The sequence below is a fragment of the Pseudomonas peli genome (genome assembly GCF_900099645.1).
GTDB lineage: Bacteria > Pseudomonadota > Gammaproteobacteria > Pseudomonadales > Pseudomonadaceae > Aquipseudomonas > Aquipseudomonas peli.
In genome coordinates this window covers 1,087,243-1,100,537 of the sequence record NZ_FMTL01000002.1, presented here as the reverse complement: position 1 = coordinate 1,100,537, position 13,295 = coordinate 1,087,243, and the positions used below count along the sequence as shown (strand labels likewise).

The 13,295-nt window shown below is 59.0% G+C and carries 10 protein-coding genes; 6 read left to right on the top strand and 4 right to left on the bottom strand.

The features are described 5' to 3' along the window. Positions 1-22: 22 nt before the first annotated feature. Positions 23-427 (bottom strand): hypothetical protein, encoded by a 405-nt coding sequence (locus BLO50_RS13955; protein ID WP_090253825.1) that lies wholly within the window; start codon positions 425-427, stop codon positions 23-25. Between the two features lie 158 nt (positions 428-585). Between BLO50_RS13955 and BLO50_RS13950 the strand changes: the two genes are divergently transcribed. Further along, the gene (locus tag BLO50_RS13950) at positions 586-1,086 is read left to right on the top strand and encodes a DUF1203 domain-containing protein (RefSeq protein WP_090253823.1); all 501 of its coding nucleotides are present in this window, start codon (positions 586-588) and stop codon (positions 1,084-1,086) included. 34 nt (positions 1,087-1,120) lie between these two features. Here BLO50_RS13950 and BLO50_RS13945 read toward each other — a convergent pair whose 3' ends face one another. Beyond that, entirely contained in the window at positions 1,121-1,312 is a 192-nt protein-coding gene (locus BLO50_RS13945) for a hypothetical protein (protein WP_090253822.1), read from the bottom strand. Positions 1,313-1,533: 221 nt separating this feature from the next. Here BLO50_RS13945 and katG point away from each other — a divergent pair, with 221 nt between their 5' ends. From katG to BLO50_RS13920, 5 genes are all read left to right on the top strand, one after another. Beyond that, positions 1,534-3,744, top strand: coding sequence for a catalase/peroxidase HPI (gene katG, locus BLO50_RS13940; protein WP_090253819.1), 2,211 nt, complete (start codon positions 1,534-1,536; stop codon positions 3,742-3,744). 236 nt (positions 3,745-3,980) lie between these two features. Continuing rightward, the gene (locus BLO50_RS13935; protein WP_090254116.1) at positions 3,981-4,451 is read left to right on the top strand and encodes an ATP-dependent zinc protease family protein; all 471 of its coding nucleotides are present in this window, start codon (positions 3,981-3,983) and stop codon (positions 4,449-4,451) included. 278 nt (positions 4,452-4,729) lie between these two features. Next, positions 4,730-6,106 carry a hemolysin family protein gene (locus BLO50_RS13930; RefSeq protein ID WP_090253817.1) on the top strand — a complete coding sequence of 459 codons (1,377 nt, stop codon included), beginning with the start codon at positions 4,730-4,732 and terminating at the stop codon, positions 6,104-6,106. Further along, the gene (locus BLO50_RS13925; RefSeq protein WP_090253815.1) at positions 6,103-7,119 is read left to right on the top strand and encodes a CNNM domain-containing protein; all 1,017 of its coding nucleotides are present in this window, start codon (positions 6,103-6,105) and stop codon (positions 7,117-7,119) included. Before BLO50_RS13930 ends, BLO50_RS13925 begins: the two co-directional genes overlap by 4 nt. A gap of 352 nt (positions 7,120-7,471) precedes the next feature. Further along, positions 7,472-8,464 carry a TerC family protein gene (locus BLO50_RS13920; protein ID WP_090253813.1) on the top strand — a complete coding sequence of 331 codons (993 nt, stop codon included), beginning with the start codon at positions 7,472-7,474 and terminating at the stop codon, positions 8,462-8,464. 179 nt (positions 8,465-8,643) lie between these two features. Here BLO50_RS13920 and BLO50_RS13915 read toward each other — a convergent pair whose 3' ends face one another. Next, the gene (locus BLO50_RS13915; RefSeq protein WP_090253811.1) at positions 8,644-10,047 is read right to left on the bottom strand and encodes an efflux transporter outer membrane subunit; all 1,404 of its coding nucleotides are present in this window, start codon (positions 10,045-10,047) and stop codon (positions 8,644-8,646) included. Beyond that, positions 10,044-13,223 (bottom strand): efflux RND transporter permease subunit, encoded by a 3,180-nt coding sequence (locus BLO50_RS13910; protein ID WP_090253809.1) that lies wholly within the window; start codon positions 13,221-13,223, stop codon positions 10,044-10,046. The genes BLO50_RS13915 and BLO50_RS13910 overlap by 4 nt, the downstream gene beginning before the upstream one ends. Positions 13,224-13,295: the final 72 nt, after the last annotated feature.

The following is a 13,295-nucleotide window of genomic DNA, read 5'->3' as shown; positions in this document are numbered from 1 at the left end:
GCATCAGATACTCGGCGCAAATTTAAGTTGCAGGCCGGTGTGAACGATCCAGATACAGGGCCAGCAGCGCAAGGATGATTGCCAGCGTATAGGCAAACAAGCCTAGGTTGATGCCCAGAATCATTTTTTCCGAACCATCGGACAACACCATCGAGCCGCCGTAGCTGCCACGCAAGGCATAGGCCAAGAGGAAGCCGCCAGTGACGAAGAAGGTCATCAGGCTGCTCAGCCGTAGGTTGGCTTTAAACCACACCAGCCAGAACGAGAACGCACCAATCGCGCAGTTGGTCGCCAATTGCCAGACCTCATGCAAACGCGCATGTGCCTCCCAGCTGGGGTTAAACACGTGCGAGTCGTTCAACTCGAAAATCGGCACCACCACGGCATAAAACACGATGCCGAGAGTTACTAATAATTTGCCAAGCATGGCTAACGCTCCCTGCAGAATCGGGTTGGATCGCCGCGAGCATAACGGCGCATCCGACATTGAACAAAAGCCCTTAAATTTGAAAGTCAGAATTGCATCGCGAGCACCTCGTCGGCTGCCTAAGGTGTGTCGCACACCCCACTCAAGGAGTTGTTGCGATGACCTTACCCACTGATACCGCCCCAATTGCGTTACGCGTTCACGGCATAGCCCATGCCGAGGCTATGCATATTTGGCAAGGCGGGCTGGATGCCAACGGCCAGTTACCGGTGCAGCGCCCGGCTGAAGGCCTGGCTAATCCTTGCCGGCATTGTCTGAGCCTGATCACACCCGGTGCAACCAAGCTGGTGTTGGCTCACCGGCCCTTTGCCGCTCTGCAACCCTATGCCGAAACTGGGCCGATCTTTCTGCATCAGCAACCCTGTGAACGGTATGAGCAGGCGACATTGCCTGCCTGGTTTGCGTTTCTGGAACCGGCGATTGTGCGTGGCTATGGCAGTGACGACTGGATTCGCTACGACACCGGTCAGGTGGTGCCCGGCAAATCATTAACAGCAGTTTGTCAGCAGATTCTCAGCGATCCCCACGTGGCCTACGTGCATATCCGCTCCAAGTTCAACTGCTTCCAGTGTCGGGTCGAGCGGGCAAGCGAGGGTTAAGTCAAACAGGGCACTGTTCGGCGTTGGCTTGCACTTAGCGTTTGAGCAAGGTGGAATCCAGCTGATTGAAACATTGCACGATGCGCTCATGGCTGACATCGGCAAATTCCTTTTGCGTCAGGCTCACCAATACGCTGGTTTTTACTCGGCCAGAGCGCAGTTGGCGCTGCATAAAAGCCAGCACGTCGGCGTCGCTGGCATCAATTGTTTGGCGGGTCTCATCCACGAATCGACACTCAATAGGGGGGAATAAATGCGATCTATCAAGGCGCCAATAGGACGCCGATGGCCGTTACTTTATCAGCTGTTTTGCGGCATTGACTCTATAGTCACGGCGACATATACCCGGACTACTATAAAGGTCATACCCAAATCCTATTGGCTCGTTCGCAGTCCAGCTACCAAGCTGAGTCCACCCCGTTAGGTGAAAAACAACAGGAGAGAGACATGTCAAATGATGCGAAATGCCCATTCTCGGGTGCTACCGGAACCAACACTGTGGCGGGTGGCGCCCCAAAGAATGCCGACTGGTGGCCTAACCAACTCAGCCTGAAAATTCTTCATCAGCATTCCTCCAAGTCCGACCCCATGGGCGAAGGCTTCAATTACGCCGAGGAATTCAAGACGCTTGATCTGCATGCCGTTATTAAAGACCTCACTGCGTTGATGACCGATTCGCAAGACTGGTGGCCAGCCGACTGGGGACATTACGGTGGTCTGATGATCCGTATGGCCTGGCACGCTGCCGGCACCTACCGCATCCACGATGGCCGTGGCGGTGCGAGCACCGGCAATCAGCGCTTTGCGCCGCTCAACAGCTGGCCGGATAACGGCAACCTGGACAAAGCCCGTCGCCTGCTGTGGCCAATCAAGCAGAAGTACGGCCGCAAACTGTCCTGGGCTGACCTGTTCGTTCTCGCTGGTAACGTTGCGCTGGAATCCATGGGCTTCAAAACCTTCGGCTTTGCCGGCGGCCGTCCGGACATCTGGGAGCCGGAAGAAGACACCTACTGGGGTTCGGAAACCGAGTGGCTGGCCACCAGCGACAAACCGCACAGCCGCTACACCGGTAATCGCGAGCTGGAAAACCCGTTGGCCGCTGTGCAGATGGGCTTGATCTACGTTAACCCGGAAGGCCCGGACGGTAATCCTGACCCACTGGCATCGGGCCGCGATGTACGCGAAACCTTCGCCCGCATGGCCATGAACGACGAAGAAACTGTGGCGCTGGTAGCCGGCGGTCACACCTTCGGTAAAGCCCACGGCGCCGGTGATCCTTCCCTGGTTGGCCCTGAGCCGGAAGCCGCGCCGTTGGAAGAGCAAGGCCTGGGCTGGATCAACAAGCTAGGCACTGGCAAAGGCGTACACACCACCACCAGTGGTATCGAAGGGGCTTGGAAACCCAACCCCACCACTTGGGATAACGGCTATTTCGACATGCTCTTCGGTTACGAGTGGGAACTGACCAAGAGCCCGGCCGGTGCCCATCAGTGGACACCGAAAAACGTCAAACCCGAGCACTTGATCCCGGATGCCCACGACCCGGCGAAGAAACACCCGCCGATGATGACCACTGCGGATATGTCGCTGCGCATGGACCCGGCTTACGAGAAGATTTCTCGCCGTTTCCACCAGAACCCGCAGGAATTCGCTGATGCTTTTGCCCGCGCCTGGTTCAAATTGACCCACCGCGACATGGGCCCGCGTGCTCGTTACCTCGGCCCGCTGGTGCCGCAGGAAGAACTGATCTGGCAAGACCCGGTTCCGGCGGTCAATCATGCGCTGGTTGACGCGCAGGACATCGCAGGCCTCAAAGCCAAAGTCCTGGCGTCCGGCCTGTCGATTGCTCAGCTGGTCAATACGGCCTGGGCATCAGCATCCACCTACCGTGGCAGCGACAAGCGTGGTGGTGCCAACGGCGCGCGCATTCGTCTTGCTCCGCAGAAGGACTGGGAAGTTAACCAGCCGGCTGAACTGGCCAAGGTGCTGGCAGCGTTGGAAGCCATCCAAAAAGACTTCAACGCCTCGGCTGCTGGCGGTAAGAAAGTCTCCCTGGCGGATCTGATCGTTCTGGCCGGTTCTGCCGCGGTGGAAGCTGCTGCCAAGAAGGGCGGTGTAGATGCCGTGGTGCCGTTTGCCCCAGGCCGTACTGACGCCACGCAGGATCAGACCGATGTCGAGTCCTTCGCGGTGCTGGAGCCCAAGGCCGACGGTTTCCGTAACTACGCCCGCAAGGGTTACGAAAACGTTGCGGCCGAGTTGCTGGTCGACAAGGCGCAGCTGCTGGAACTGACGTCGCCGGAGATGACCGTGCTGATCGGCGGTCTGCGCGCGCTCAATGCCAATGCCGGCAAAGCCCAGCATGGCGTGTTCACCAAGCGTCCGGAAACCTTGAGCAATGACTTCTTCGTCAACCTGCTCGACATGGGCACCAAGTGGCAGAAGTCTGCCAGCGAAGGTGTACTGGAAGGCCGCGACCGTAAAACTGGCGACCTGAAATGGACCGCCACCCAGGTTGACCTGGTGTTCGGCTCCAATTCCCAGCTGCGCGCTCAGGCTGAGGTGTATGCCACCAGCGATGCACCCGCGAAGTTTGTGCAGGACTTCGTGGCTGCCTGGACCAAGGTGATGAACCTGGATCGTTTCGATCTCAAATGATCCGCCTTGAGGTCTGAACGACCTCCCATGAAACCACTTCGCCCCGCCATGGTCATTCCTGGCGGGGCGAAGTTTTTATACGTGCCTGATTAAGTTTGAGTTCAGCCAGCGACGTTAACGTAGCGTCACTTTCTACATGTTATTGGAGTCACCGTATGTCGAACCTCGCCTTCCTACCGTTCAAGCAGGTCCCGGCCGCCGTCGCACTCTGCACTGCACTGTTTGCTAGCGGTGCGATGGCCAGCGAGCCGCAAATCTACGGCTTGCACGAGAAGGTTTCTTTGCAGGAACTGGACCTGGAACTGCCCGCCAAGCTTGATACGGGCGCCGAAACGGCTTCGCTCAGTGCCAAGAATATCGAGGTGTTCAAGCGTGATGGAGGCGAGTGGGTGCGCTTTCAGCTTGGCCTGGAAGACGCTCCGCACGCACAGGTCATTGAAAAGCCACTTGCGCGCATGAGCTATATCAAACGCCGTGCCGATGACCGTCAGCCGGGTGACAAGCAGCTCTACACCGAGCGCCCGGTGGTTGAGATGGACATCTGCGTGGGCGATGAACTGAAGAACATTGAGGTTAACCTGACCGACCGCAGTGCCTTTGAATACCCACTGCTGATCGGCTCGACTGCTCTCAAAGAATTCAACGCCGCCGTCAGCCCCGGCGTGCGCTACTCGGCTGGGCAGCCGAGTTGTGTGCAGGCTAGTTGAGCGTAAGAACACAAAAGATTTGGCCCGAAGGGAGTGGGTTGGACCCACAGTCGCTGGCGAGGAGGGCAGCGATCGGGCCAAAAGCGGCCGTTTGATTTGAAACACCCATAGAGCTTTAGTCTCTTGGCATGCTTCAGTGATTTGTCGTGTATCGAAGACTACTGGTTTCTAGGATCGCCCGTATTCTCCTTGTCCCTTATTCGCATGGACTCCTTCGTGGACCCCGACCCCGCAACATACAGCCGCTTTACCTTTCCTGAATTTGGTCTTGCAGCCAAATGATCGAACCTATCATTACCCTTCTTCTTGGCATTCTGGTCATCCTCGCGATCATCGCGGCTAATGGCTACTTTGTTGCACAAGAGTTTGCCTACATGGCGGTCGACCGCACACGGCTTGCTGCCTTGGCTGCTGCCGGTGATACGTCGGCAAAACGTGCACTGGCCGTCACGAATCGCACAAGCTTTATGCTTTCGGGTGCCCAGCTGGGCATTACCGTCACCGGTCTGCTTGTGGGTTATGTCGCTGAGCCGCTCGTAGGCGAATCTTTGGGCGTCCTGCTCGCAGGAACCGCTATTCCGGTTGAAGCCAGAGTGGCAGTCGGCACCGGTATAGCGCTGGTAGCGGCGACGATTATCCAAATGATCGTGGGTGAGCTTTACCCAAAAAACCTGGCTATCGCCAACCCTGAGCCGCTGTCGCTCGGGCTGGCCCGCTCGACGCTCTTTTACATGTCGGCCTTCGGCTGGTTGATCAGCTTCTTCGACAAGTCGGCCAACCTGCTCCTGAAGCTACTGCGTATCGAGCCTATTCATGACCTCGACGTGAGCGCCTCGGCTACCGATCTGCCGCACATCATTGCTGACTCTCGCGACAGCGGCGATCTGCCACTTGAGCTTTCGCTCATGATGGATCGCATCCTCGATTTCCCGCAGCGCAACGTCGAGCACGCAATGGTGCCCCGTTCCCAAGTTGACTGGGTCGAGCCCGATACGACGCTCGAAGAGCTGCGCGGCCTGATGGCGCGTGCCCACACCCGCTACCCGGTGATTGATGACGATGATGCTCCAGTCGGCGTTGTCCATCTCGCCGACGTGCTCGCGCGCCTCGATGCGGGCAACGGTCAGGAGACCGTTGCGTCGCTGATGCGGCCTGCCAAGGTACTGCCAACACTGATGCTCCTGCCGGACGCACTTGACCAGTTGGTGCAAACAACCAACCAGTTGGCCTGCGTTATCGATGAGTACGGCGGTTTCGCTGGAGTGCTCACCATCGAAGATCTCGCCATGGAAATCGTTGGTGAAATCACCGATGAACATGATGCTGAAGTCGGCGATGCGATCGTCTCCGAGGGTAACGACACCTGGACTATGGAAGGCGACGTTCACCTCGACGAGGTCAGACGCATAATTGGCCATGACCTGCCGCGCGTTGATGTCGAGACGGTTGCCGGCATGCTCATCGCTGAGCTTGGCGCACTGCCAGCGGAAGGCGACACCGTTACCATTGACCTGCCTATCGATCCTAGCGAGTTGATCTCCGACGAGCCGGTGATGTATCGACTCGAAGTCGATGTTCTGCGCATTGAACGACACGTACCGACTGAAGTTCGCGTGCGACTGGTCAAGGTGCCTATGGCGGAGGAAGAGCAATGAATGATCCGCTGATAGTTACGATCGCGACAGTCGTACTGATCGCGCTGAGCGCTTTGTTCGTAGTCATTGAGTTCGCGTTGCTCGGCGCTCGCCGGCACCGACTTGAAGAGCTGGCAGTCAACAGTCTGTCCGCTCGAGCCGCGCTGCGCGGCATGAATGACCTGACCTTGATGCTTGCTGGTGCTCAGCTGGGTATAACCCTCTGCACCTTTGCCTTGGGTGCGGTGACGAAACCTGCGGTCGACCTTTGGCTCGGTCCTGTGTTTATCGCCTGGGGCTTGCCCGATTGGGCTGCGGCAGGCACAGCTTTTGGCCTTGCGCTGTTCCTGGTGACATTCCTGCACTTGGTGGTCGGTGAAATGGCGCCCAAGTCTTGGGCCATTGCTCACCCGGAAAGATCCGCCTTGGCAATTGGCATTATCTCGCGCATGTATATCTGGCCGCTGCGTCAGCTGTTGAGCTGCGTAAACCGAATCGCCAACCGTCTCGTCAAGGCTTCGGGTGTTGAGCCCGTCGAAAGCGCGGCAGTGGGCGGCCAGGATATTGAGACGATCCGCCAACTGGTTGAGCATTCGGCAAAGGTCGGGACGTTGATGCCGCAGATGCAGCAGCAGCTTTCAGGCTTGATCGACCTCGGCACGCTACCCGTAGAAGCCTTGCTGGTCGAAGGTGAAGAGCTGGTTCACGTTACGCGGGACGCAACAGTTGCAGATGTTCGTGCCGCGGCTATCCAGTCTGGGCACTTGCGCATTCTTGTGCTGGGCGCCGAGGGTATTCAGCCGTCGGTGGTTCACGTCCGCGACACCTTGCTTGAGCCGGAAACTCGCGCGGCGCATGAGCTTGCGCGGGTAGCCTTTGTGCTCGACGCAAAAACTCCCGTCTACGAAGCACTTGCGCAAATGCGAAAATCCAGCGTTCAACTCGCTTTAGTCATGAACGCGGATAGCTTGCTTGGCGTTGTAACGCTGGCCGATATCCTCAAACGAGTGCTACCGGCAGCCTCCAATACGTAACGAAAGCACTTAGAAATATTCAGCCTTTCCCCGATAAGTGGTCATGCCTTAGCAATGACATCTTATCGGGGACGACGCTTCCAAGTTGAGCGTCGGTGGCTGTTCATGTGTGCTGGCCTGGCGACGATTTTTTGAACTCTCCTGGTAACCCGGGGTTATTCAACGCCTGTCATTGGACGTTTTGAACTCAACTGCTCCATCTAAAATTGAAATAACTTGCAACCCTTGAGTGATTGAGAAACTCCACGCGCCTGTCTACATTTGCGCCCGCAACGCCGGGCCCCTCTGACAGCTAACCGCTGCCATGTCGGAGTTGCAGTTTGTACAACTTCGACACTTAGAGGAGGGGCTCATGACTGCCCTAGAACCGTTCTTCCTAGCCGAGTTCCTCGGCACTGCCACTTGGTTGTGGCTCGTCTTTATCAGCATCGTCATCAGCCTGTTGGTCTTCGACCTCGGGGTGCTGCACCGTGAGCATCGAGAAATCGGCGTTCGCGAAAGCCTATTGTTGTCCGCTGGCTATATCACGGCTGGCTTGCTGTTTGGCCTCTGGGTCTGGCAGGTCAAGGGCGGTGACGCCGGGATGGATTTCTACACCGGCTTTCTGATCGAGAAATCGTTGTCGATGGACAACGTATTCCTCATGGCGATGATCTTCAGCTTCCTGGCCATCCCGCGTAAGTACCAGCACGAGGTGCTGTTCTGGGGCATCCTCGGGGTGATCGTGCTGCGCGCGATCATGATTGGCTTGGGTGCGGCGCTGATCGCCGAGTTCAGCTGGATTCTCTACGTATTCGGCATCTTCCTGCTGCTGACCGGGGTGAAGATGCTGTTCAGCAAGGTCGATGCCCACCCTGACCTCAGCGAAAACCCACTGGTGAAGTTCCTGCGTAAACACATGCGGGTGACCGATCGTCTGCATGAAGGGCGGTTCTTCGTCCGTCAGGCGGATGCCAATGGTAAATCCGTGCTTTGGGCGACGCCGTTGTTCCTGGCCCTGGTGCTGATCGAGTGTGCCGACTTGGTGTTCGCGGTGGACAGCGTGCCGGCGATCTTCGCCATTACCCAGGATCCTTTCATCGTCTACACCTCGAACATCTTCGCCATCCTTGGTCTGCGTGCTTTGTACTTCGCCTTGGCGGCGATGATTCACCGCTTCGCTTACCTCAAGTACGCACTGGCGTTAGTGCTGGTGTTTATCGGCGGAAAGATCTTCCTGGTTGGCATCATCGGCAAAATTCCGGCTGTGATTTCCTTGAGCGTGACTCTGGGCCTATTGCTGGGCGGTGTGCTGCTTTCACTTTGGAAAACCCGTGGTCAGCCCCCAGCTAGCCCGCAGGTCTGAATCCATATGGGTGGCGGCTGTCAGTCGGCGGCCACCTTGCCGGGCATTTTACAGACCCTAGCTGATCGCTCTTGGCCGAAAAAAACCTCCCCCAATAAAAAAGCCCCATGGCAAGGAGCAACTGCCATGGGGCGGGAAGGGGTTGGCGAGGCCAACCTGGGGGAGAGTCGTTGAGCAAGTCAGGCGTTAGGCTGCCACCCGCCGCCGAGGGCCTTGTAGATGGCGACAATGCCGCGATACAGCTCAACTTCCGCTTGGGCCTGGGCGTCTTCGGCGCTCAGGCGTTCGCGTTCGGCGTCGAGCAATACCAGAAAATCCACTTCACCTTCGCGGTAGCGCACGCGGGCTTGTTCGGCAGCGGCGCGGCTGGCGTCGGATTGGCGTAGCAGGGCGAGCAGGCGTTGTTGACGTTTGCCGTAGTCGCTAAAGGCGTTAGCCGATTCCTCCAGTGCCAGTAGCACCTGTTGTTCATAGTTGGCCAGCGCGCCATCGGCTTCGGCTTCAGCCCCGCGCAGGCGTGCACGTACGCTGCCCAGATCAAACGCCGCCCAGCTGATGGTCGGTGCCAGGCCCCAGGCTTGCGCTGCTGATGAGCCCAGCTGCGAACCCCGCCCGGCGGTAAAGCCGAGGAAGCCGGACATACTCACCCGAGGAAACAGGTCCGCCGTGGCCACACCGATATTGGCAGTGGCAGCGGCCAGTTGCCGTTCGGCGGCGCGGATATCTGGGCGGCGGCGCAACAACTCGCCGGGGTCGCCCACCGGTAGCGCCTTGGCAATGGCGGGCAGATCCTGGGCCGAGAGGTCCACGCTCAATTGATCCGGACGCTGACCGAGCAGGGTGGCGATGCGGTGTTTAGCGCGCTGCTGTTCGGCCTGCAATTGCGGCAGGCTGGCTTCAGTGCCGGCCAGGCGCGCGTCGCTGCGCAGAACATCCAGCTGGCTACCGACGCCAGCTTCACGCAGCTGCTCGGTGATGGCGCGGGATTCCTGCTGATTCTTCAGGTTGGCGCGGGCGATGCGTTCGCGCAGTTGCGCGCCGCGCAGGCTGCCGTAAGCATCCACCAGCTCGGCGATCAGGCTGACCTGCAGCTGCTGATAATCCGCTTCGGCTACATCCAACTCGGCATCGCTGGCTTCCAGTTGGCGCTGGATGCGGCCAAACAGGTCCAGTTCCCAGAGCATGTCCAGACCCAGGTCATAACGCTCGCCGCGCACGCGCTGCTCGGTGACGCCGGGTTGCTGGGCTTTGCCGAACTCACCACTGGCGCGGCTGGTGACGGTCGGCAACTGATCGTTGCCAATATCATCACGGATGGCCTGGGCCGCCCGCAGGCGGGCAAAGGCCACGCGCAGCTGGCGGTTTTCCTCGAGCGACTTTTGCACCAGTTGGTTGAGCACCGGGTCGTCGAACTGCTGCCACCAGCTGACTTCGAAACGCGAACGGTCAAAGCTGCTGCTTTGCGCGCTGCTCAGCTGGGCATCTGCGGTCTGCGGGGCCTGGTAGTCCGGGCCGACAGCGCAGGCTGTCAGCGCCAGGGTTAACAGGCTGATGGTCAGCGGTTTGGCGTTAAAGCTGTTCATGCCTGCACCTCCTGCAAACGCGCGGCTTTCTGTTCTTCGCGTTTCTCCACGAAACCGCGAATCAACACATAAAACACCGGTGTCAGCAGCAGGCCGAAGAAGGTCACGCCGAGCATGCCACTGAAAACCGCCACGCCCATGGCATGACGCATTTCTGCGCCGGCGCCGGAAGACAGCACCAACGGCACCACACCCATGATGAAGGCAAAGCTGGTCATCAGAATCGGCCGCAGACGCAGGCGACAGGCTTCCAGCACCGCGCTGACGCGATCCATGCCTTCTTCCTGTTTTTCCTTGGCAAACTCGACGATCAGGATGGCGTTCTTACAGGCCAATCCCACCAGTACGATCAATCCGATCTGGGTGAAGATGTTGTTGTCGCCTCCCGCGAGGATCACCCCGGTAATAGCCGACAGCAGGGTCATCGGCACGATCAGGATCACCGCCAGCGGCAAGCTCCAGCTTTCGTACTGGGCCGCCAGCACCAGGAAGGCCAGCAGCACGCAGAGCGGGAAGACGAAGATCGCGCTGTTACCAGCCAAAATCTGCTGGTAGGTCAGGTCAGTCCACTCGAAGCTCATGCCGTTGGGCAGTTCTTCCTTGAGCAGTTTGGCCATCGCCGCTTCGGCCTGGCCGGAGCTGTAACCGGGCGCTGCCGCGCCGTTGATTTCGGCGGTGAGAAAGCCGTTGTAATGCATCACCCGATCCGGTCCGGAACTGGCGCTGACTTTAAGGAACGCTGACAGCGGCACCATTTCCCCGCGGTTGTTGCGCACCTTGAGCTGGCCAATCTGCTCCGGCTCCAGGCGGAACTGTTGCTCGGCCTGCACGTTGACCTGGTAGGTCCGGCCAAAACGGTTGAAGTCGTTGGCGTACAGCGAGCCCAGGTAGATCTGCATGGTGTCGAAGATGTCGCTGATCGCCACGCCATGGGTCTTGGCCTTTTCGCGGTCGATAGCGGCATCGATCTGCGGCACATTCACCTGATAGCTGGTGAACACCGACATCGGGTCCAGCTCCGGCAGTGCGCGGGCCTTGGCGATGACGTTCTGGGTCTGCACGTACAGCTCGTCATAGCCGAGGTTGCCACGGTCCTGCACCTGCAGGCGGAAGCCGCCGATGGTGCCCAGCCCCTGAACCGGCGGTGGCGGGAAGATGGCGATGTAAGCGTCCTGAATCTCACTGAACTGGGCGTTCAACTCAGCCGCAATGGCCGTGGCGCTCATCGACGGATCACTGCGCTCATCGAACGGTTTCAGCGGAGTGAAGACGATGCCGCTGTTCGGGCTGTTGGTGAAGCCGTTGATCGACAGGCCAGGGAAAGCCACGGTGTTTTCCACACCGGGGTGCTTGCCGGCGATTTCCGACATTTTCTTGATCACGTCTTCGGTGCGGTCCAGGGTCGCGGCATCCGGCAGTTGGGCGAAGGCGACCAGGTATTGTTTGTCCTGCGCCGGTACGAAACCGCTCGGCGTGCTGGCAAAGCCCAGGTAGGTCAGCCCCATCAAGCCGGCGTAGACGAACAGAGCAATACCGCTGCCGCGCAAGACGCGTTTTACAGTACCGACATAGCCATGGCTGGCGCTGTCAAACAGGCGGTTGAATGGGTTGAACAACCAGCCGCCAAACAGTTTGTCGAGCACCTTGGAGAAACGGTCCTTCGGCGCGTCGTGGCTTTTCAGCAGCACGGCCGCCAGGGCAGGGGATAGGGTCAGTGAGTTGAAGGCCGAGATCACCGTGGAGATGGCGATGGTCAGCGCGAACTGCTGGTAGAACTGTCCGGTAAGCCCGGAAATAAACGCCGTGGGAATAAACACCGCGCACAGTACCAAGGCCGTGGCCACGATCGGCCCGGTGACTTCCTTCATCGCCTGCTTGGTGGCCTCTACCGGGGTTTTGCCCAGGCCGATATTCCGTTCAACGTTTTCCACCACCACGATGGCATCGTCCACCACGATACCGATGGCCAGCACCAGACCAAACAACGACAACGCGTTGAGCGAGAAGCCGAACATGTGCATCACGGCGAAGGTGCCGATCAACGACACTGGCACGGCGGCCAGCGGGATGATCGAAGCACGCCAGGTTTGCAGGAACAGGATCACCACCAGCACCACCAGGATGATGGCCTCGAGCAGGGTATGCACCACCGCTTCAATGGAACCACGCACGAAGATGGTCGGGTCATAGACGATTTCGTAGTCCACGCCCTGCGGGAAGCTCTGCTTCAGCTCGGCCATGCGAGCGCGCACCGCATCGGAAATCTCGATGGCGTTGGAGCCGGGACGCTGGAACACCGGGATGGCAACCGCCGGCTTGTTGTTGAGCAAGGAGCGCAGGGCGTACTGGCTGGATCCCAGTTCAATGCGTGCGATGTCTTTCAAACGGGTGATTTCACCGTTTTCACCGGCGCGAATGATGATGTTCTCGAACTCTTCCTCGCTGACCAGACGGCCTTGGGTGTTGATCGACAGCTGGAAGCTGTTGCCTGCGTCAGAAGGTGGCGCACCGAGCGAGCCGGCAGCGACCTGGCGGTTCTGCTCGCGAATGGCATTGACCACGTCGCTGGCGGCCAGACCCCGTGAAGCGACCTTGTTCGGATCGAGCCACACGCGCAGCGAATAGTTACCCAGGCCAAACAGCTGTACATCACCCACGCCATCCAAACGCGCCAGCTCGTCCTTGACGTTGAGCGCGGCGTAGTTGGACAGATACAGCATGTCGTAGCGGTCGTCTGGCGAGGTCAGGTGCACGACCATGGTCAGGTCGGGCGAGGCCTTGTCGACCGTCACACCGAGACGCTGCACTTCGGTGGGCAGGGTCGGCATGGTCCGCGTCACGCGGTTCTGCACCTGCACCTGGGCTTTGTCCAGATCAGTACCGAGGGCGAAGGTCAGGGTTAGGGTCATCTTGCCGTCGGCCGTGCCCTGGGAAGACATATAGAGCATGCCTTCCACCCCGGTGATCGCCTGTTCCAGCGGTGAGGCAACGGTTTCACCAATCACCTTGGGGTTGGCGCCGGGGAAGGTGGCGCGCACCACCACGGTGGGCGGCACGACTTCCGGGTATTCGCTGATCGGCAACTGGAACAGCGAGATGGCCCCGCCAATCAGGATCAACAGTGATAGCACAGCGGCGAAGATCGGCCGCTGAATAAAGAATTGCGAGAAGTTCATCAGAAAGTCCTCGGACGCCGGTGCGCCAGGCCCTAACGGCCACGCGCGCCCTACGAATCAGGTTGTCGGGTA